The following is a 19,341-nucleotide window of genomic DNA, read 5'->3' on the forward strand; positions in this document are numbered from 1 at the left end:
CGATGGAGACGGCCATCGGCCTCGACCCGCTGGTCGACCAGGTGCTGGTGCTCGGCGAGGGAGAGCATCAGCTCGCCGCGCTGGTGGTGGTCGAGCCGGAGACCTTCGCCGGGCTGATGCACGAGTTCGACTTCGACCCCGAAGACCCGGAGACGCTCGAGGACCGCTTCGTCGAGCGGCTGGTCCTCAAGCGCATCAATGCCCGCCTGGACGATTTCCCCGGCTACGCGCAGATCCGCCGCGTGAAGATACTCACCGAGCCGTGGACCATCGAAGACGGCCTGATGACGCCCACACAGAAATTGAAGCGCCCGCTGATCGAGAAGGAACACGCCGAGGACATCGCCGAGCTGTTCGCCGGGCGCTAGCGTCATTGTGGGAGCGGGCTTGGCCGGCGAAGGCCGCGTGAGCGGCCGTCCCGGCTAAACACCAGCCCGGCAAGAGAGGAATGCAACCAAGGACGGTGATCGCGCCCCCGGCGCGATTCGCTTGCGATGCAAGCTCCCTCAGGCAGAGCAGCAGACGATAGCGGGCGTTGCTACCGCCCGTCGTCAGAGAAAACAAAGAGAAAAAACAAGGAACCGAGGAGAAGCCCACCGTGAGCCGCATCCACAAGACCACCTTGGCGACCGCCGTGTCGCTGTCGATGGCCTCGCTTGGCGGTCAGGCCCAGGCCGCCGGCTTTGCCCTGATGGAAAAGAACGCCACCGACCTGGGCCAGGCGTACGCCAACCTCGCCACGGGCAACGGCCAGGCCAGCGGCATGGTCGGCAACCCGGCGGCCATGACGCAGATCGATGGCACGGGCGTTTCCGGTGGCCTCGCTCATGTCCGCCCGTCGTTCGAACTGCAGGCCGGGGCGACCTCGCAGAGCGCGTTTGGACCGACCGCCGGTGGACTGGGGGGCGATGCGGGCGAGTCCGCGGTGATCCCGAACGCCTCGATCGTGCATCAGATCAACGAGCGTACCCGCGTGGGCGTGGCGCTGACCGTGCCGTTTGGTCTGGCCACGGAGTACGACGAGGAGTGGCTTGGCCGGTATCACGGCATCGAAAGTCGAGTGGAAGTCATCGAGTTCAATCCCGCGTTCAGCCTTGATGTCACGCCCGAGCTGTCGATCGCCGCCGGGCTGGTTGCCCAGTACTCGGAGGCCAAACTCACGTCGGCCACGCCGCCCGACCTCGCTCAGGGCACCCCGGAGGGCACGGCGGAGATCGAGGGTGATGACTGGGCCCTCGGTTTCAATCTCGGTCTGTTGTGGCAAGCCACCGACCAGACCCGAGTGGGGGTCAGCTACCGTTCCGGCGTCGATCACGGGCTAGACGGGGATATCGAGTACTCGGCCACGCCGATGATCGATGGCGACGTGCGGGCCGGGCTTGACCTGCCGTCGTCGGTCGCCGCGACCGTCACGCACGAGTTCACGGATTCGGTGCGTGGTTCGCTCGGTTTGCTGTGGACCGGTTGGTCGAGCTTCGACGAACTGCGGGTGCGACAGACCGAGACGGGGCTGGACGATATCGTGACTCGCGAGAACTGGGATGACACGTTGCGCGTCTCGATGGGCGGCGAATGGGAATTCGCCCCGCGCTGGACCGTGCGCGCCGGTGGCGCCTATGACCCGACGCCGGTGCCTAGCGCGGAATTCCGGACAGCCCGCTTGCCGGACGCGGATCGCATCTGGGGGTCCATTGGCCTGGGTTACGAACTCAACAAGCACTGGTCGGTGGATCTGGGTTATACCCACATCTGGCTCAATGACAGCACCATCGACAACGTGACCTCCGCCCCGCTATCCGATCGGCTGCAGGGTGAGTACGAAGCCGAGGTCGACATCCTCGGCCTGCAGGTCAACGCCAGATTCTAGGGTGGCGCTGAATCAGACCGATATCGCTCCGCGGTTTCCTGCTATCCCGAGCCTTGTGATCAATAAAGTTGATCGGCAATGATGGTTTGTTTATAAACCCTGTCCGCCCGTGTCGTCGTTTTCTGGCAACATGGGCAAGTCAAGGAGGAGCGTCGAGTTGGCGAATGAGGATGGTTCGGGAATCTCCGGTCGAGAGGGTTCTCGTGCGCGGGGTCGCTCGCAATCGAGTCGCGATCTGGAAACCGTCCCGTTCTATCTCTCGGGTCCGTGGAGAGGCCGCAGCTTTCAGTGCGGCAAATTCCGCAAGTGCCACCCGGTCTGCCGCTGATCCGCTGCCACGCCGGTGACCGCTAGCATCGCGGGACTGGCACGTGGCCTGTTTGCAGGCTCGGCAGATTTGATGGAGCGCGTGTGGTGCAAAGAGATGTTTTGAGTGGGCGTTGCCGACTTAAAACGTGAGACCCGAGGAATGAATATTGCCCCCTGAGAGCCTCTGTCCCAAGACGTCGCCCGGCGCAACACTCTTGACCATGTGCACGCGTGTAGCCCTCGCCACGTTGCTGGTGCTTGGCTTCTCCCAGCCAGGGACTGTGCTTGCCTCGGAACGCGACGTGCTGGTATTCGGCGTGTTCGCCTATCTCGGCGAGGAGCGCACCCAGGCCAAGTACCAGCCTATCGTCGATCACCTCAACTCGGTGCTTTCCGAGGAGCGCATCGAACTGCGCGTATTGTCGCAGGATGCACTTTACGAGGCCGTCAACCGGCGTGAAGTCGATTTCGTCACCACCAATCCCACCCACTTCCTGGTAATGCGCAAGCGCCAGCCGCTGACCGGGGTGGTCGCCACCCTGGTCGAGTCCGGACCCAACGGCGAGCCCATGCATCAACTTGGCGGCGCGATCGTGACGCGATCGGACCGGGAGGATCTGCACGAGCTCGGTGATCTGGTGGGCAAGGTGATCGCCGCGCCGAGCACAATGCACCTCGGTGGCTACCGCTCTCAGGCTCTGGAACTGGCGAGAGCCGGCATTCAGGTGCCCGAGGATATCGAGCGCCTGGTGGAGACCGGCACTAACGATGCGGCCGTCCGGGCCGTAGTGGCCGGCCGGGCCGACGTGGCGTTTGCGCGCGACGGAACCGTCGAGCGCATGATCGCCGAGGGCACGCTGTCCGCGGGGGCGGTCACGTTCATCAATGCCCAGTATTTCCCCCGTTTCCCGCATCAGGTGTCCACCCGGCTATACCCGGAATGGCCGATCTTTGCGCTCGCGCACGTGCCGGAGGATGTGACACGTCACCTCGCCGCGGCGCTGTTCGCCATCGAGCCGGACCATCCGGCTGCCATGGCAGCGGGGATTCACGGGTTCACCATCCCCGACGACTATCTCCCCGTCGAGGATCTGGCCCGCGAGCTACGACTGCCGCCTTTCGAGCGCGCACCTGACTTCACGCTGGCCGACGCTTGGGAGCGCTGGGGGCTGATGTTGGTTCTGCTGGGTGTCGCCATGGCTCTCATTCTCCTGCTGCTCGTGCTCCTCGCGGCGCTGTTGCGCCGTGTCAGCCTGGCGAGATTGCGCTTCGAGCGCCTGCTCGGCGCGATGGGCCAGGGCGTCTACGGGGTGGATCTGGAAGGGCGCTGCACGTTCATCAATCGAACCGCGCGGCGGATGCTGGGTGCCGAAAAGCGAGACGTCATCGGGGAGAACCAGCACCGGTTGTTTCACCATCATTATCCGGACGGTCGGGCCTATCCGGAATCCGAATGTCCGATTTCCCGGACGCTGGCGGACCACCAGGTTCGCCACGTCGATGAGTGGTTTTTCCGGGCCGACGGTAAGCGTTTCCCCGTCGATCTGGTGGTAAGCCCGCTGTACGAGCAGGACAAACTGGTCGGCGCCGTGGCGGCCTTCAGTGACCTGACTGCACGCAAGGCGGCCGAGGACGAGCGTGATCAGCTGGCCGAGCGCAATCGATTGCTGCTCGAGTCGGCCGGGGATGGGATCTACGGGGTCGACCTCGCCGGGCGTTGCACCTTCGTCAATCCGGCCGCACTGGAGATGCTCGGCTTCAGCCAAGAGGAAGTGATTGGGCATGACCAGCATGCGCTGTTCCATTACCGGCGTGAAGACGGTGCGGCCTATTCGCACGAGGATTGCCCCGTATACAAGACGCTTGGGGATCAGCGCGCCCGTGAGGGCGAGGATGCCTTTATCCGCAAGGATGGCAGCGTGTTCCCGATCCACCTGCGGGTGGCGCCTCTTCAGGCGGCTGGTCGCACGGTAGGCGCCGTGGTGGTGTTCCAGGATGTGACCGAGCGACGCATGCTCGAGGCACGCCTGCGGGAAATGGCCACCACTGATGCCTTGACGGGCCTGGTCAACCGGCGGGTGCTGATGGAGCGTTTGGAGGAGGAATGCCTGCGGGTCAATCGCAGCGGGCTGGAGTCCAGCCTCCTGATGTTCGATCTCGATCACTTCAAGCGGATCAACGACGATTTCGGCCATGCTGTCGGAGACCGCGTGCTGCTCCAGTTCGCCGAACTGATCGGCTCGAACCGTCGGCGTACCGATGTCGCGGCCCGTATTGGTGGCGAGGAGTTCGTTCTGCTCCTGCCCGACACACCCGTGGAGCTTGCCTATAAACTGGCCAACGAGTTGCGAACCGAGGTGATGCAATCCTCGGTCGAGAGTGACGCAGGTGTCCCGATCGACTTCACGGTGAGTATCGGTTGCACCGCGATCCGTCCCGAGGATCGTGACGTCGACGACGTGCTGTTGCGGGCCGATCGAGCACTTTATCGCGCCAAGCACGGTGGTCGAAATCGAGTCGTGGTCGAGTGATGTCGAGATTCGCCTTCCTGTCCGCGATCGCCTCGGTTCTGTTGCTGGCCGGGTTTGCGCCGGCTTCGGCCTCGACGTCTGAAAAAGTGGCTGGCGAGCCCTGGAAGGTGGCCGTGCTGGCCTACAGGAGCATTGACTCGACCCGTGAACGATGGCTACCGCTCGTCGATTACCTTTCCGAGCGGATTCCCGGGCGCGGGTTCGCGCTGAAGATCCTTCATCTGGACGAGATGGGCGAAGCCGTGCAGCGTCGCGAAGTGGACTTCGTGTTCACCCAGCCCTCGCACTACGTCGCCATGACCTACGAGGCCGGGTTTTCCTCGCCGCTGGCGACGGTGGTGAACCGGGAGCTCGGTGAGCGCAGCGATCGCTTCGGTGGTGTGATTTTCGTGCGGGCCGACCGTGACGACCTCAACACGATCGAGGATCTGGCCGGCAGACGAGTCGCCATCGCCGGTCTCAACTCGTTGGGCGCGTTCCAGATGCAGGCCTTCGAATTGTTGCAGCACGGCGTGACGCGTGCGGACGTGGACTTCGTGGTGACCGGTCAGCCGCAGATCAATGCGGTTGACGCGGTGCTTGGTGGTGAGGTCGACGCCGGTTTCGTTCGTACCGGTGTCCTCGAGGGGTTGGCCCAATCGGGCCGACTGGAGCCGCGACAACTGCGTCTGGTAGGAGCGGAACGCCGTCCGGATTTCCCATTCCTGACATCGACCCGTCTTTATCCCGAGTGGCCGTTCGTGGCCATGCCCCACACGCCGGCGGAGCTCAACCGCCATGTGGCCGCGGCTTTGCTCAGCCTGCCACACGACGCCGAGGTGGCGCGTCGCCTCGAGATCGAGGGGTTCACGTTTCCCGGTGACTATCGGAGCATTGACACCCTGCTGCGCGAGCTTCGTCTGCCGCCTTTCGATCAGTCCCCCGAATTGACTTTCAATGACGTTTGGCAGCAATGGCAGTTGCCGTTGCTTGGTACGTTCGGCTTGTTGGGGCTGCTGTTGGCAGTGATGCTCGTCACGATGCGGCGTCGAAATCGCGTATTGCAGCGGGCCCAGGATGCCCTCCAGTCCTCGGCTGCCGAGGTTCGCAAGCTGGGGCTGGCCGTGGCCCAAAGTCCTCACGCGATCATGATTACCGATCCGGTGGGCACGGTCGAGTACGTCAATGCCGCCTTCACCCAGCAGACAGGCTATGCCGGGGACGAGGTCATCGGTCGCACGCCGGCCTTGCTCCAGTCCGGCCAGACGGACCCCGAGGTTTATGAAGAGTTGTGGGAGACGCTGAATGCCGGCGAGACATGGAGTGGCAAGTTCGTCAACCGCCGCCGCGACGGAGAGCATTACATTGCCTCGTCCACGCTGGTGCCCGTTCGAGAATCGGACGGTGCGGTTACACACTACCTGTCGATCACCGAGGACGTCACGGAGCAGGACGCGCACCAGGAGCATATCCGTCGGCTCGCCTACTTCGATCCGCTGACCGAACTGCCCAATCGCAGCCTGCTGATGGAGCGCCTGGGTCAGAGCCTCGTGAGCGAGCCGGGAGCGAACGCCCGGCACGCCCTCATGCTGATCAATCTTGATCGATTCAAGTTGATCAACGATGTGCGGGGCAATGATATTGGGGATCGGCTGTTGCACGCTGTCGGGCAGTTGCTGGTCGAGTCTCTGCCCTCCACCTCGACCGTCGCCCGTATGGGGGCAGACGAGTTCGCCATCCTGCAACCGAGCCACGGGATCGACGATCACGCCGGTGTGTCTGCACTCGCCGTGGCGGAGCGCATCGGGACGCTGGTGGCCGAGAGGGTGACGCTTGACGGAGAGACCTTCTCGTTGCGAGCCAGCATCGGTCTGACCCTGTTCCCGGAGTGCTCGGACGAGAGCCCCGTCCAGGTGATCCAGCGGGCCGACACGGCACTGCACCGGGCCAAGGAACGAGGTGGGCACCAGGTGGTGTTTTTCGAGGCCGGCATGGACGAGCCGGCCAGAGAGCAGTTCCGGATCGAGCGGGACTTGCGTCTCGGGTTGGATGGCGGTCAGATTCTGTTGCATCTGCAGCCGCAGGTGGCGCGCGATGGCCGGGTGGTCGGTCGAGAGGCGCTGGTGCGCTGGCAGCATCCCGAGCGAGGGATGATCTCGCCTGCCCACTTCATCCCCGTGGCCGAGCAATCCGACCTTATCCTCTCGCTTGGCCGCTCGGTGCTCGAGCAATCGTTGGCGCTGCTGGCCGGTTCTGGAAATGCGGAGGCGGAATGGACGTTGTCCGTGAATGTCAGTCCGCGACAATTCCGCCAGCCGGGATTCGTTCGGGATCTGAGGGACATGCTCGCTCAAAGTGGTGCGCGGCCAGAGCGGCTGGTGCTCGAAGTCACCGAAGGGGTGTTCATCGACAACCCCGACATGGTGCGAGACCGGATGCAGGAACTCACACAGCTTGGTCTGCGTTTTTCCATCGACGATTTCGGGACGGGTTATTCCTCGATGGGCTATCTGCGTCGGCTGCCCATCCACGAGATCAAGATCGACCGTGAGTTCGTGCAAGGTGCGCTTGAGAACCCCCAGACGGCTGCTCTGGTAGAGGCGATGATCATGGTCGCGGCTCGCATGGGACTGCTGGTGGTCGCGGAAGGAGTCGAGACACAGGCTCAAGCCGAATATCTCTGGTCGCTGGATCCGTCCATCGTGCAACAGGGATTCCTCCATGGCAGACCGGTGTCGCCGGATTGACCATTGCGCGGAGTGTGACCGGTCAGGTTTTCGGTCGCTCCGGTCGGACAGCGGGAACGCATGCCAGGATCTCCGCGCATCGACGCAGCCTCGCTGGCCCAGCTGGCGTGTGCTGGGCCGGGAGTCATGTTTCAGGTGCGCACCTGTCCGCTAATGGATACCGTACTGGCCGATCAGTCGATCCACCCACTCTTGGGCAATCGGGGGTCGCGTGTCGCCCTGTGTCGTCTGGCCTCAAGGGCCGCACTGGGATCCCGCCATGGCCTACGGCGCCGATCTCCATGTCCTTGTGTGTCCGGGATGGAGGTAACGTTGCGACCGAATCCCGGGCGATTGACTGGGAAGACGCAAGTCGGGTTCGACGCTATCATCTATCCTGACGACAGCCGGACCTTCCGGCAGGTTTTTCATCCCAAGACAGAGGTGACCGATGCAGGTTGAACATCACGATCTGGCGCACGAATTCCCGGAGTTCAAGCAGCGCATTCACGAGCTCAAGACCAGCGACAACCATTTCCACAAGCAGTTCGAGCGTTACGACGAGCTGACCAAGGAAATCGAGCGGCTGGAAAAGCAGGACGAGCCGGTCACCGACGAGCACATGGAAGACCTGAAGAAGCAGCGCCTGGCGGTGAAAGACGAGCTCTACGGCATGCTCAAGGGCTGATCGGTCCTGCCGATGGCTTGCGTCAAGGGCCCGCCTGATTCAGGTGGGCCCTTTTCTTTTGAGGATCGTGAGGAGAGGTCGTGAGGGCAATCAGGGCCGGATCGGTCTATTTCCTGTGGGTGTTCGCCGCCGGGTTCGTGCTGGGCGTGGTCCGCGAACTGTGGCTGGCGCCGTGGCTGGGTGCCCGGGCCGCCGAGCTGGCAGAGATGCCGGTGATGTGGCTGGTGATCGTGCTGGCCGCTCGCTGGACGGTGCGCCGCTTCACATTGTCCGCGTCGGTGCCGACACGATTGGCGACGGGCATGTTGGCGGTGGGCTGGTTGCTGCTGGCGGAGGTTGCGCTGGTCCTCGGCCTGCGCGGCCTGACGCTGGCGGAATACCTGGGCGGCCGTGACCCGGTCGCGGGCACGGCGTACACGCTCAGCCTGCTCTTGATGGTGGCGATGCCGTGGTTGTGGAGCCGGGCCGGGCGCTGAAGGAATCTCATTGTGGGAGCTTGCCTTGCAGGCGAAGGCCGCCGTGGCGGCCGTCGCGTCCAAATCTTCCTTCCCGGGATCGTAGCGGTGACCGCCTGCTGGACTCGCGTCACCGGCGCGATTCGCTTGCGAGGCAAGCGCCCACAGAGGGGCAGGCGGCTCAGGGGCTGGGAGGGACGATCAGCGCGCCGGAGGCATCCACCACGGCCGGGCGGGTCTGCTTCTCGGCGCGATCGAAGTCGATCTTGCCCTTGACCAGCCAGTCGATCGCCAGCGGGTAGATGCTGTGCTCGACGGCGTGGATGCGCTGCTTGAGCGAGTCGACGTCGTCGTCGCCAAGGATCTCGAGGCGGCCCTGCACGATCGGCGGGCCGGCATCGACGGTCGGGGTGACGAAATGCACGGTCGCGCCGTGCTTGAGGTCACCGGCCTCGAGCGCCCGGGCGTGGGTGTTCATGCCCGGGTACTTCGGCAACAGCGAGGGATGGATGTTGATCAGGCGCCCCTGGAACCGGTCGACGAAGCCGTCGGTGAGGATGCGCATGAAGCCGGCCATGATGATCCAGTCCGGGCGCGCCTCGTCGATGGCCTCGGCCAGGGCGGCGTCGAAGGCCTCGCGGTCGGGGTAGGTCGTGTGATCGATCAGCCGGGACGGGATGCCGTGCGTCCGTGCCCGCTCGAGCGCGTAGGCGTCGGGCCGGTTGACCACCAGCAGCACGACCTCGGCATCCAGCCGGCCGGACTCGCAGGCATCGATGATCGCCTGGAAATTCGAGCCGTTGCCGGAGGCCAGTACGACCAGCCGCGCTTTCTCGTGCCCCGCCATCAACGGTAGACGACGGGCTCGCCGTTACCCCGCTCGACGATCTCGCCGATCACCCAGGCATTCTCCCCGGCCGCCTGCATGGCAGCGACCGCGGCCTCGGCCTGGTCGGCGGCGACGATGATCACCATGCCGACGCCGTTGTTGAAGGTGCGGCGCATCTCGCCGATCTCGACGTTGCCCTGATCGGCCAGCCAGTCGAATACCGCCGGGCGCTCCCAGCTCGACCAGTCGATGACCGCGGCAAGGCTGTCCGGGTAGACGCGCGGCAGGTTCTCGGTCAGCCCGCCGCCGGTGATGTGACTCATGGCGTGGATCTCGACGGTCTCGGCGAGCGCCTTGACGGCACGCGCGTAGATGCGCGTCGGGGCGAGCAACTGGTCGAGCAGGGCCTTGCCCTCGGCGGTGGTCCAGTCGGGCTGGGCGCGCTCGATGATCTTGCGGATCAGCGAGTAGCCGTTGGCGTGCGGGCCGGAGGCGGGCAGGGCGATCAGCTGGTCGCCGGCGGCCACCTTGCTGCCGTCGATGAGCTGGTCCTTCTCCACCGCGCCGACGGCGAAGCCGGCCAGGTCGTAGTCGCCCTGCTCGTACATCGACGGCATCTCGGCGGTCTCGCCGCCGATCAGCGCGCAGCCGGCCTGCGAGCAGCCCTCGGCGATGCCCTCGACCACCTGGGTGGCCACGTCGACGTCGAGCTTGCCGGTGGCGTAGTAGTCGAGGAAGAACAGCGGCTCGGCGCCGGTGACCAGGATGTCGTTGACGCACATGGCGACCAGATCGATGCCGATCCGGTCGTGCCGGTCGAGGTCAATCGCCAGGCGCAGCTTGGTGCCCACGCCGTCGGTGCCCGAGACAAGCACCGGCTGCCTGAACTTGCTGGTGTCCAGCGCGAACAGGCCGCCGAAGCCACCCAGGCCGCCCATCACCTCGGGGCGCTGGGTGCGCTTGACCGCGGGCTTGATGCGGTCGACCAGGCTGTTGCCGGCATCGATGTCGACGCCCGCGTCGCGGTAGGTGAGGGGGGTGTTTTCCGGAGACATTTCCGGCGACTTTTCCTGGGACATGGCGGTAGGCTGAGCGCTTGGATTGGAATGGCGCGTAGTCTACATCAATCTCGGCCTCTCGCCCCTGCGGGGGTGGCGGGGAAACGAGTATCGGAACGACTGGAGTCGACATGAAAACCATCTACCGGGCGACGGACATCCTCGAGGCGCACATCGTCGCCGGCATGCTGAATGCCGAGGGCATCGAGGCCGAGGTCGCCGGCTTCTATCAGCAGGGCGCCGTGGGCCAGCTGGCCCCGCAGGACTTCGCCCGGGTGATGCTGATCGACGAGCGCGACGCCGACCGGGCCGAGCGGGTGATCGCCGAGTACGAGCAGCGCGAGCCGTTATCGCCGGCCGAACGCGAAGGCCGCGAGCCGGACGAGGAGGAGCGGGCCCGGGAATCCTCGCGGCTGGCCTGGTGGCTGGTGGTCGCCGCGCTGCTGATGCTGGTGTTCAGCTTGGCCATCTCGTGAGACGAACGCGAATGGACGGGATAATGAGAACCGTTTGTATATTAACAAGTTAGCGTTATTTAAATGGTTTCCCTGCGGGTTTAAAGCGGGTTAAGGTCGACGTGCTTTCAATCCACCCAAGGGAGAGGAAACATGACGGATAAGCAATCAACGGAATTTGATATGCCAGTGGACCGGGCGCGCCGGCGCTTCGTGGGTGGGGCGCTGGCCTCGGCGGTGATCCCGCTGATGGCGATCACCCCGGCAGGGGCCCAGGAACTCGAGAGACTGTCCGAGGACAACGCGATGGCCAAGTCGCTGGACTACAAGCACGAGGCCGGCGACGTCGAGCATGGCTCGTACAAGAGTGGTCAGACCTGCGAGAACTGTGCGCTCTATCGGGCCGATGCGGCGGGCGAGGGCTGGGGCGGGTGCTCCATCTTCCGCGGCAAGGCGGTCAAGGGCAGCGGCTGGTGCAGTTCCTACGTGAAAGGATGAGTCGCGTGCCCCGGATCGTCTGATCCGGTCGCACAACGAAAAACGGCCCGGGTGTCCCGGGCCGATTCATTGCAGGCACCGAATGGATCGGTGAAGGCCGTATTGGCCGTGTGGAGCCAGCGCCGCGCCTTACTTCTTTTGTCCCCAGGAATCGCGCAGCGTCACGGCCCGGTTGAACACCGGGCGTTGGCCGGGCGCGTGTTCCTTCTGGTCGGCGACGAAGTAGCCGTGGCGCTCGAACTGGTAGATCGACTCCGGCTCGGCGTTCGCCGCCCCGGCCTCGATAAAGGCGGTCAGGGTGTGGATCGAGTCGGGGTTGAGGTCGTCGAGGAAGTCGCGCTCGACTTCCGGGTCGTCGCCCTCGCGGCGCGCGCCCGGTGCGGGCACGTTGAACAGCCGGTCGTACTGGCGGATCTCCGTCTCGATCGCCTCGCGCGCCGAAAGCCAGTGGATGTTGCCCTTGACCTTGCGGGCATCGGCGCCCGGCGTGCCGGACTTGGTGTCCGGGTCGTACTCGGCGTAGACGCAGGTGACATTGCCGGCCTCGTCCACGTCGTGGCCGACGTGCTTGATGATGAAACCGTAGCGCAGGCGCACCTCGCCGTCGGGTTTCAGGCGGAAGTACTTCTTCGGCGGGTCGAGGGCGAAGTCGCCGCGCTCGATCCACAGTTCGCGGGTGAGGGTGACCTCGCGCTTGCCCCAGTCCGGCTTCTGCGGGTGGTTGGGGGCGTAGCAGGTCTCTTCGTGGTCCTCGGGGAAGTTCACCAGGACGAGCTTCAACGGCTCGAGCACGCCGATGCGGCGCTCGGCCGACTCGTTCAACGTCTCGCGCATGCAGTCCTCGAGCACGCCGTAGTCGATCAGGCTGTCGGACTTGGACACGCCGATGCGGTCGGTGAACAGCTTGAAGCCCGCCGGTGTGAAGCCGCGGCGCCGCGCGCCCTTGAGCGTCGGCATGCGCGGGTCGTCCCAGCCGTCGACATGGCCGCCCTCGACCAGCTGGATCAGTTTGCGCTTGGACAGCGGCATGTAGGTGAGATTCAGGCGCGAGAACTCGATCTGCTGCGGCAGCGGGCGCTCGAAGAAGCCGAGATCCGCGAGCTTGTCGATGAACCAGTCGTACAGCGGGCGGTGATCCTCGAACTCCAGCGTGCACAGCGAATGGGTGACCCCCTCGATGGCATCCGACACGCAGTGCGCGTAGTCGTACATCGGGTAGATCGGCCAGTCGTCGCCGGTGCGGTGGTGATGCGCGTGGCGAATGCGGTAGATCGCCGGGTCGCGCATGTTCAGATTCGGCGAGGCCATGTCGATCTTCGCCCGCAGGATGTGTGCGCCGTTTTCGAACTCGCCCGCGCGCATGCGGGTGAACAGATCGAGGTTCTCCTCGATCGAGCGTTCGCGGAAGGGGCTGTTCGTGCCCGGCTCGGTGAGCGTGCCGCGATTGGCGCGCATTTGCTCGGCCGACTGCGAATCGACGTAGGCCAGCCCCGCCTTCACCAGCGCGACCGCGCCCTGGTAGAGCGTCTCGAAGTAGTCCGAGGCGAAGTGCTCGTGGGCCGGGTCGCGAAAGCCCAGCCACTCGATGTCCTCGCGGATGGCATCGACGTACGCCTGCTCTTCCTTGACCGGGTTGGTGTCGTCGAAGCGCAGGTGGCAGATGCCGTCGTAGTCGCGCGCCAGGCCGAAGTTGAGGAAGATGCTCTTGGCATGTCCGAAGTGCAGGTAGCCATTGGGCTCCGGCGGAAAGCGCGTGGTCACCTTGCCGCCGTAGGTGCCCTTGTCCTGATCGGCGTCGATGCGGTTGCGGATGAAGTGGCTGATCGGCTCGTTGGATTCGGACATGCTTGCTCGATGTGCCTCGGCTGGCTCGGGTGGATGGGCGCTGAGTGGATCGGGCCCGCCGCGTGAGAGCGAGGGCAGCGATCGCGTGTGAAGCGGGCATTGTACGAAAAATCGGCCCGCTCGCCGTGGTCCCGCCCGGACCACGGCGCGATACCGGCCCAGATGAGCGGCGCCACGGGGTCTCAGCCCGACCAGCGGTCGATCGGGGCCTTGCGACGGCGCTTGCCCTTGGTCGGTGCGCCTTCCTTGGCGGTGCCGATGTTGATCAGGCCGATCAGGCGCTCGTTCTCGGCCAGCCCGAGGGAGGCCATGACGGTCTCGTCGTAGACCCGCAGGCCGGTCAGCCAGATCGCGCCGAACCCGGACGCCTGCGCGGCCAGCAGCACGTGGTGGGCGGCGATGCCGGCGGAAAGCAGTTGCTCGATCTCGGGGATCTTGGCGTGTCCCGCCTCTTCCCGCGCGATCGCGGCGATGATCATCGGCGCACGCTGGGCCCGGAGTCGTTCGCGATCAAGCACCTCGTCGCTCGCTTCCGGCTCCTTCTTGCGCATTGCCTCGACGAACACCTCGCCGAGTCGATCGAGGGCCGGGCCGTCGATCACCAGGAAGCGCCACGGGTGCAGGCCGCCGTGATCCGGGGCGCTTTCGGCCGCCTGCAGGATGCGCCGGAGGGTGTCGTCGTCCGGTGCCGGTTCGGTCAGGCAGGTCGCCGGCGTGGAGTGGCGGTTGATCAGGGTATCGACCAGGTCACGGTGTTCGTTCATGTTCTCGGAATCTCGATATCGGCTGGGAGCGTTTTCGTTCATAATGGCGCGCTTGCGGCCAGCGCCGGTTGGCCATCGAAAACGGGTTCCGGTTTGTAACGTCTCGCGGGCCCATCGGGGCGGATTCTTGGCGCGAGCCCGGTTTTCGTCGATAATCACGCCCCATTTCAACCCGCTAGAGGATTTATGGCAAAAGAAGATTACATCGAGATGCAGGGCGTGGTGATCGACACCCTGCCGAACACCATGTTCCGGGTCGAGCTGGAAAACGGCCACGTGGTGACCGCCCACATTTCCGGGCGCATGCGCAAGAACTACATCCGCATCCTGACCGGCGACAAGGTCACGGTGCAGCTGACTCCCTACGACCTGACCAAGGGTCGCATCTCCTTCCGCTCCCGCTGATCCCGGCCCGGGCAGCCGCTGGCAGGTTGCCGCCGACTCCATGGATGGCCCCACCCGACCACGCCTGGCGTGAGCCGGGCGAGCGCGTTTCTGCGCCCGCCGAAAGCATCTCGCCAAGAAAAACGGCACCCCTGCGAGGGCGCCGTTTTGCATGCCGTTCATTTGCCGGGCTGGTCAGGCCGTGGAGGATTCCTCGGCGACCGACTCGGCGGCCGGCGTGGCGATCAGGGCCGGCTCGTCCTCGTCCATGGTGAACCGTGCCGTCCCGCCATCGGCGAGATCGCCGAACAGCATCTGCTCGGCCAGCGGCCGCTTGAGCTTGTCCTGGATCAGGCGGGCCATCGGCCGGGCACCCAGCACCACGTCGTAGCCGTGTTCGCCCAGCCAGTGACGCACCTCGTCGTCGACCTGCAGGGTGACGTGGTTCGCCTCGAGCTGCTGCTCGAGCTCCAGCAGCAGCTTGTCGACCACGTTGGCGATCTGGCGCGTGCCCAGTGAACGGAACTGGATGATCGCGTCGAGCCGGTTGCGGAACTCCGGCGTGAAGCCGCGCTTGATCGCCTCCATCCCCGACGAGCCGATGTCCTGGGCGACGAAGCCCATGCTGTTCTTCGCCATCTCCTCGGCGCCCATGTTCGAGGTCATGATCAGGATGACGTGACGGAAGTCGATGCTGCGGCCGTTGGTGTCGGTCAGCGAGCCGTTGTCCATCACCTGCAGCAGCACGTTGAACACGTCCGGGTGGGCCTTCTCGATCTCGTCGAGCAGCAGCACGCAGTGCGGGTTCTTGTGCACCTTCTCGGTGAGCAGACCGCCCTCGTCGAAGCCGACGTAGCCCGGCGGGGCGCCGATCAGCCGCGAGACGCTGTGGCGCTCCATGTACTCGGACATGTCGAAGCGCACCAGCTCGATGCCGAGCAGACGCGCGAGCTGCTTGGAGACCTCGGTCTTGCCCACGCCGGTCGGTCCGGCGAACAGGTACGAGCCGATCGGCTTGTTGTCCGGGCGCAGGCCCGAACGCGCCAGCCGGATCGCGGTGGTGATCTGCGCGATCGCCTCGTCCTGACCGAAGACCACCATCTTGAGGTTGCGGTCGAGGTTTCTCAGGACCTCGCGGTCCGAGGTGGAGACGCTGCGTTCGGGGATGCGCGCCATGCGGGCGACCACGCGCTCGATGTCGCTGGCGGTGATGCGGTTGTCCTCGGGGCGCGGGTGGAGCAGGCGGTACTGCGCGCCCACCTCGTCGATCACGTCGATCGCCTTGTCGGGCAGGTGGCGGTCGTTGATGTGGCGGGTGGAGAGTTTCACCGCCGCCTCGATCGCCTCGTCGGTGTAGACCACGTGGTGATGCTTCTCGTAACCCTCGCGCAGGCCGCGGATGATGTCGACGGTTTCGTCCTCGGTAGGCTCGGGGACGTCGATCTTCTGGAAGCGGCGGGTCAGGGCGGCATCCTTCTCGAAGATGCTGCGGTACTCCTGGTGCGTGGTCGAGCCGATGCAGCGCAGCTCGCCAGAGGCCAGTGCCGGCTTGATCAGGTTGGAGGCGTCCATCGATCCGCCCGAGGCCGAGCCCGCACCGATCAGGGTGTGGATCTCGTCGATGAACAGGATTGCGTCGGGCACCGAGCGGACCTTCTTCAGCACGATCTTGAGGCGCTTCTCGAAGTCGCCGCGGTACTTGGTGCCCGCGACCAGAGCGCCGAGGTCGAGGGCGTAGATGGTCGCCTCGGAAAGTGCCTCGGGCACCTCGCCGTCGACGATCTTGCGCGCCAGGCCCTCGGCGATCGCGGTCTTGCCGACGCCGGCCTCGCCGACCAGCAGCGGGTTGTTCTTGCGGCGTCGCGAGAGCACCTGTTGGACGCGCTCGAGCTCGGCGGTCCGCCCGATCAGCGGATCGATCTTGCCCTCGGCGGCCTGCTTGTTGAGGTTGATCGCGAAGTTCTCGAAGGCGTTCTCGTCGGCCGGCTGCTCCTCGGCGGCCTCGACGTCCGCCTGGTTGATCTCGGGCTCGTCTTCATCGACACCCTCGTCGTCGGCCTCGGGGCCGTGCGAGATGAAGTTGATCACGTCCAGCCTGGTCACGCCGGCCTTGTGCAGCAGGTGCACGGCGTGGGCGTCCTGCTCGCCGAAGATCGCGGCGAGCACGTGCGCACCGGAGACCTCGCTGCGCTGGGCGGCCTGCACCTGCATCACGGCACGTTGCAGCACGCGCTGGAAACCCAGTGTCGGCTGGGTCTCGCGCGGGTCGTTCTCCGGGATGCGCGGCGTGGTGCGGCGGATGTGCGCCTCGAGGTCCATGGCGAGCTGCGAGATGTTGGCGTTGCAGCCCTCCAGCACCATGCGCGCGTCGGGGTCCTCGAGCAGCGTGTGCAGCAGGCTCTCGAGGGTGACGAATTCGTAGTTCTGACGCCGGGCGCGATCGAACACGCGGCTCAGTGTGGTTTCGAGGGATTTGCTCAGCACCGATCCTCTCCTCCGGGGTATCTGCGATGGCCCGGCCTCGGCTCGGTGTCGAACCGCGGGCCTGTCTCCCGATGATACGCCGGATTCCGGCGTTGCCAACGGGGCGAGGACATTTGCGCCGTCTCGACGGCTGTTACTCGGCGCGTTCCATCACGCACATCAGCGGGTACTCGTGTTCCCGCGCGATCTGATTTACCTGGCTGACGCGCGTCTCGGCGATCTCGCGGGTGTACTCGCCGCAGACGCCGCGCCCGTTGTGATGCACCTCCAGCATGACGACATTGGCCTGGTCGAAGGTCATGCCGAAGAGCTGCATGAGGATCTGAACCACGAAGTCCATCGGGGTGAAGTCGTCGTTCAACAACAGCACCCGGTACATGGGCGGCTCGTCGCTGATCGCCTGCTCGGAGACCTCCTCGGTCTCCAGCGGGCGATGGGTGGTCTGTGGACCGGCGACAATGTCGGCAATGACGGGGCGATGGAAATGGCGGCTGTCAGTCATGCCCACAGTCTAACCCGAGCGTCAGGGCAGCATCATCGGTCGTGCCGGCTCGCTCCTGATACCCGTCAGGGCCGAGCCGAATTCCTCGGCGGTCGCGCCCAGCAGCTTTTCCAGACGGTTGCTGCGCGGGGTGAGGTCGATCTGGTGCTCGACACCGATGCGCTCGCGGATCACGCCGCGCACGCTGTCGAACCCGTCGATCAGTCCCTTCTCCACCGCCGTCTCGCCGGTGTAGAAAAGCCCGGAGAAGATCGCCTCGTCATCATCGAGGCGGTCGCCCCGGCCGGCCTTGACCGCCTCGATGAACTGGGCGTGGATCTCGTCGAGCACGCCCTCGAGATACTCCGTTTCCGCCGGATCTGCCGGGCTGAACGGGTCGCCCAGGGCCTTGTTTTCCCCGGCCGTCAACAGCCGACGCTCGACCCCGAGTTTCTCCATGGCGTCGACGAAGCCGAAGCTGTCCATGCGCACGCCGATCGAGCCGACGATCGACGAGGGATTGGCGTAGATCTCGTCGGCCGCGGCGGCGATGAAGTAGCCACCGGATGCGGCCATGTCCTCGGCCACCGCGTAGACCGGCTTGTCCGGGTACTCGTCCTTGAGTTCGCGGATGGCGTTGAAGATCGCGCTCGACTGGACCGGGCTGCCGCCTGGGGTGTTCAGGCGCAGCACGATGCCCTTGACGTTCTCTTCCTCGAAGGCCTTTTCCAGCTGCGGAATCACGCGGCGGGCCTCGGTGGTCTCGCCCGCGGCGATCAGGCCGTTGATGTCGATGACGGCCGCCGCCGGCTTGCCCACGCCGGGCGCCTTGCGATCGCCGGCGGTGAACAGCAGGGTGATCAGGGTCAGCGACCAGATCACCAGCGCGACGGAGACGAAGCGGAAAAATACCTTCCAGCGACGGGCGCGGCGCTGTTCGACCAGCCCGTGACGCGCCATGTCGAGCAGGGCGTCGCGGGCCCAGTCGGGCGAACCCTCGCCCCGGTCACGCCGCGTGCGCTTGCCGGTGTCGGTCGGCTCGCCGGGGTGATAGTCCGGGCCACCGGGTGGTTCGATGCGCACGTCGTCTGGCGGGATGTTCTGGCTCATGGCGGTCTTGCCTGGGTAGTCGTCAAAGGTGAGTTCGGGGCGGGAGTCCTCCCCGGGTGGTGGTCCTGGCGTCCGATTGGTCGCCGCCGGCGACGGCGCGGCTCCGGTTCAGACGGCGGGGCGGCTGTCGGGTTCCACCCGGTCGTGCCGGCCGGGCGTGTCCGCGAGGGCTTCGTGCCGCTGGTCGCCGTGCAACTGGGCCAGTCGCTCGATCAGCCAGTCCGGGCCGGCGGCGGCGAGCCGTTCGAGCGGGTGCGCACCGTGGGTGATGCCGATCGCGTGCGTGCCCGCATTGCGGGCCATCAGCAGATCGAAGTCGGTGTCGCCCACCATCCAGGTCTCGGTCGGGTGGCTGCCGGTGTAGTCGAGGATGCCCTCGAGCATTTCCGGGTGCGGCTTCGATCGCGTTTCCTCGGCGGTGAGTGTGTGGTGAAAGTAGTCGGCCGTGCCGGTCTGCGCAAGGGCGCGATCGAGCCCGCGGCGGGACTTGCCGGTGGCCACGGCCAGGAGGCAGCCGCTTTCCGCCAGCCCCTTGAGCAACGCCTGGGCCTCCGGGTAGAGCGCGACCGGCTCCTCGTTGGCGAAGTAGCAACGATGATAGGCCTGCGCGAGCGCCTCGCGAAAACGATCCTCGGCCTCGGGGAACAGCTCGAGGATGGCATTGGCGAGTGACAGCCCGATGATGCCGCGGATCGAGTCGTTCGGCAGCGGCGGGTGACTCACCTCCGCCAGGGCCTCCTGGAAGGCGGTGACGATCCGGCCGGTGGAGTCGGCCAGCGTGCCGTCCCAGTCGAAGACGACCAGGCGGGGCGGGGCGGTCAGGTGTGTCGGGCGATTGAGGAGTGGATGCATGTCGGTCATGGAGACGGTTATCGGGT

At 65.5% G+C, this 19,341-nt stretch carries 16 protein-coding genes and 1 pseudogene; 9 read left to right on the forward strand and 8 right to left on the reverse strand.

Annotated elements, in window-relative coordinates:
* From ACLFRM_RS02205 to ACLFRM_RS02230, 6 genes and pseudogenes are all read left to right on the forward strand, one after another.
* Positions 1-368, forward strand: a pseudogene (locus ACLFRM_RS02205) (long-chain fatty acid--CoA ligase); the annotation flags it as partial.
* Positions 369-598: 230 nt separating this feature from the next.
* Entirely contained in the window at positions 599-1,867 is a 1,269-nt protein-coding gene (locus ACLFRM_RS02210) for an OmpP1/FadL family transporter (RefSeq protein WP_410754046.1), read from the forward strand.
* A gap of 530 nt (positions 1,868-2,397) precedes the next feature.
* Entirely contained in the window at positions 2,398-4,707 is a 2,310-nt protein-coding gene (locus ACLFRM_RS02215) for a diguanylate cyclase (RefSeq protein ID WP_410754047.1), read from the forward strand.
* Positions 4,707-7,433 (forward strand): EAL domain-containing protein, encoded by a 2,727-nt coding sequence (locus ACLFRM_RS02220; RefSeq protein ID WP_410754049.1) that lies wholly within the window; start codon positions 4,707-4,709, stop codon positions 7,431-7,433. The genes ACLFRM_RS02215 and ACLFRM_RS02220 overlap by 1 nt, the downstream gene beginning before the upstream one ends.
* Before the next feature lie 430 nt (positions 7,434-7,863).
* Positions 7,864-8,100 carry a YdcH family protein gene (locus ACLFRM_RS02225; protein ID WP_410754050.1) on the forward strand — a complete coding sequence of 79 codons (237 nt, stop codon included), beginning with the start codon at positions 7,864-7,866 and terminating at the stop codon, positions 8,098-8,100.
* An 80-nt stretch (positions 8,101-8,180) separates the two neighbouring features.
* Positions 8,181-8,576, forward strand: coding sequence for a hypothetical protein (locus tag ACLFRM_RS02230; protein WP_410754052.1), 396 nt, complete (start codon positions 8,181-8,183; stop codon positions 8,574-8,576).
* A gap of 160 nt (positions 8,577-8,736) precedes the next feature.
* Here ACLFRM_RS02230 and purN read toward each other — a convergent pair whose 3' ends face one another.
* Positions 8,737-9,402, reverse strand: a complete 666-nt coding sequence (gene purN / locus ACLFRM_RS02235) for a phosphoribosylglycinamide formyltransferase (RefSeq protein ID WP_410754053.1) — start codon at positions 9,400-9,402, stop codon at positions 8,737-8,739.
* Positions 9,402-10,439, reverse strand: coding sequence for a phosphoribosylformylglycinamidine cyclo-ligase (gene purM / locus ACLFRM_RS02240; RefSeq protein WP_410754054.1), 1,038 nt, complete (start codon positions 10,437-10,439; stop codon positions 9,402-9,404). The genes purN and purM overlap by 1 nt, the downstream gene beginning before the upstream one ends.
* A 134-nt stretch (positions 10,440-10,573) precedes the next feature.
* Between purM and ACLFRM_RS02245 the strand changes: the two genes are divergently transcribed.
* Both ACLFRM_RS02245 and ACLFRM_RS02250 read left to right on the forward strand, forming a co-directional pair.
* Entirely contained in the window at positions 10,574-10,918 is a 345-nt protein-coding gene (locus ACLFRM_RS02245; protein ID WP_410754055.1) for a DUF2007 domain-containing protein, read from the forward strand.
* Positions 10,919-11,080: 162 nt separating this feature from the next.
* Positions 11,081-11,395 (forward strand): high-potential iron-sulfur protein, encoded by a 315-nt coding sequence (locus ACLFRM_RS02250; protein WP_410754056.1) that lies wholly within the window; start codon positions 11,081-11,083, stop codon positions 11,393-11,395.
* A 129-nt stretch (positions 11,396-11,524) separates the two neighbouring features.
* Here ACLFRM_RS02250 and ACLFRM_RS02255 read toward each other — a convergent pair whose 3' ends face one another.
* The gene (locus ACLFRM_RS02255; protein ID WP_410754058.1) at positions 11,525-13,240 is read right to left on the reverse strand and encodes a glutamine--tRNA ligase/YqeY domain fusion protein; all 1,716 of its coding nucleotides are present in this window, start codon (positions 13,238-13,240) and stop codon (positions 11,525-11,527) included.
* 182 nt (positions 13,241-13,422) lie between these two features.
* Positions 13,423-14,004 (reverse strand): nitroreductase, encoded by a 582-nt coding sequence (locus ACLFRM_RS02260; protein WP_410754059.1) that lies wholly within the window; start codon positions 14,002-14,004, stop codon positions 13,423-13,425.
* Positions 14,005-14,190: 186 nt separating this feature from the next.
* Between ACLFRM_RS02260 and infA the strand changes: the two genes are divergently transcribed.
* A complete protein-coding gene (infA, locus tag ACLFRM_RS02265) occupies positions 14,191-14,409 on the forward strand; it encodes a translation initiation factor IF-1 (RefSeq protein ID WP_058574334.1) in 219 nt (72 codons plus the stop codon).
* A gap of 174 nt (positions 14,410-14,583) precedes the next feature.
* Here the strand turns inward: infA and clpA are convergent, their stop codons facing one another.
* The 4 genes from clpA to ACLFRM_RS02285 form a co-directional block, all read right to left on the reverse strand.
* The gene (gene clpA, locus ACLFRM_RS02270; protein ID WP_410754060.1) at positions 14,584-16,872 is read right to left on the reverse strand and encodes an ATP-dependent Clp protease ATP-binding subunit ClpA; all 2,289 of its coding nucleotides are present in this window, start codon (positions 16,870-16,872) and stop codon (positions 14,584-14,586) included.
* Positions 16,873-17,005: 133 nt separating this feature from the next.
* Positions 17,006-17,374: an ATP-dependent Clp protease adapter ClpS gene (clpS, locus tag ACLFRM_RS02275; RefSeq protein ID WP_410754061.1), complete on the reverse strand. Its 369-nt coding sequence runs from the start codon at positions 17,372-17,374 to the stop codon at positions 17,006-17,008.
* Positions 17,375-17,395: 21 nt separating this feature from the next.
* The gene (locus ACLFRM_RS02280; protein ID WP_410754062.1) at positions 17,396-18,463 is read right to left on the reverse strand and encodes a S49 family peptidase; all 1,068 of its coding nucleotides are present in this window, start codon (positions 18,461-18,463) and stop codon (positions 17,396-17,398) included.
* Between the two features lie 108 nt (positions 18,464-18,571).
* Positions 18,572-19,324 carry an HAD-IA family hydrolase gene (locus ACLFRM_RS02285; RefSeq protein WP_410754063.1) on the reverse strand — a complete coding sequence of 251 codons (753 nt, stop codon included), beginning with the start codon at positions 19,322-19,324 and terminating at the stop codon, positions 18,572-18,574.
* Positions 19,325-19,341 lie beyond the last annotated feature (17 nt).

This window comes from Guyparkeria sp., assembly GCF_046540515.1.
GTDB lineage: Bacteria > Pseudomonadota > Gammaproteobacteria > Halothiobacillales > Halothiobacillaceae > Guyparkeria.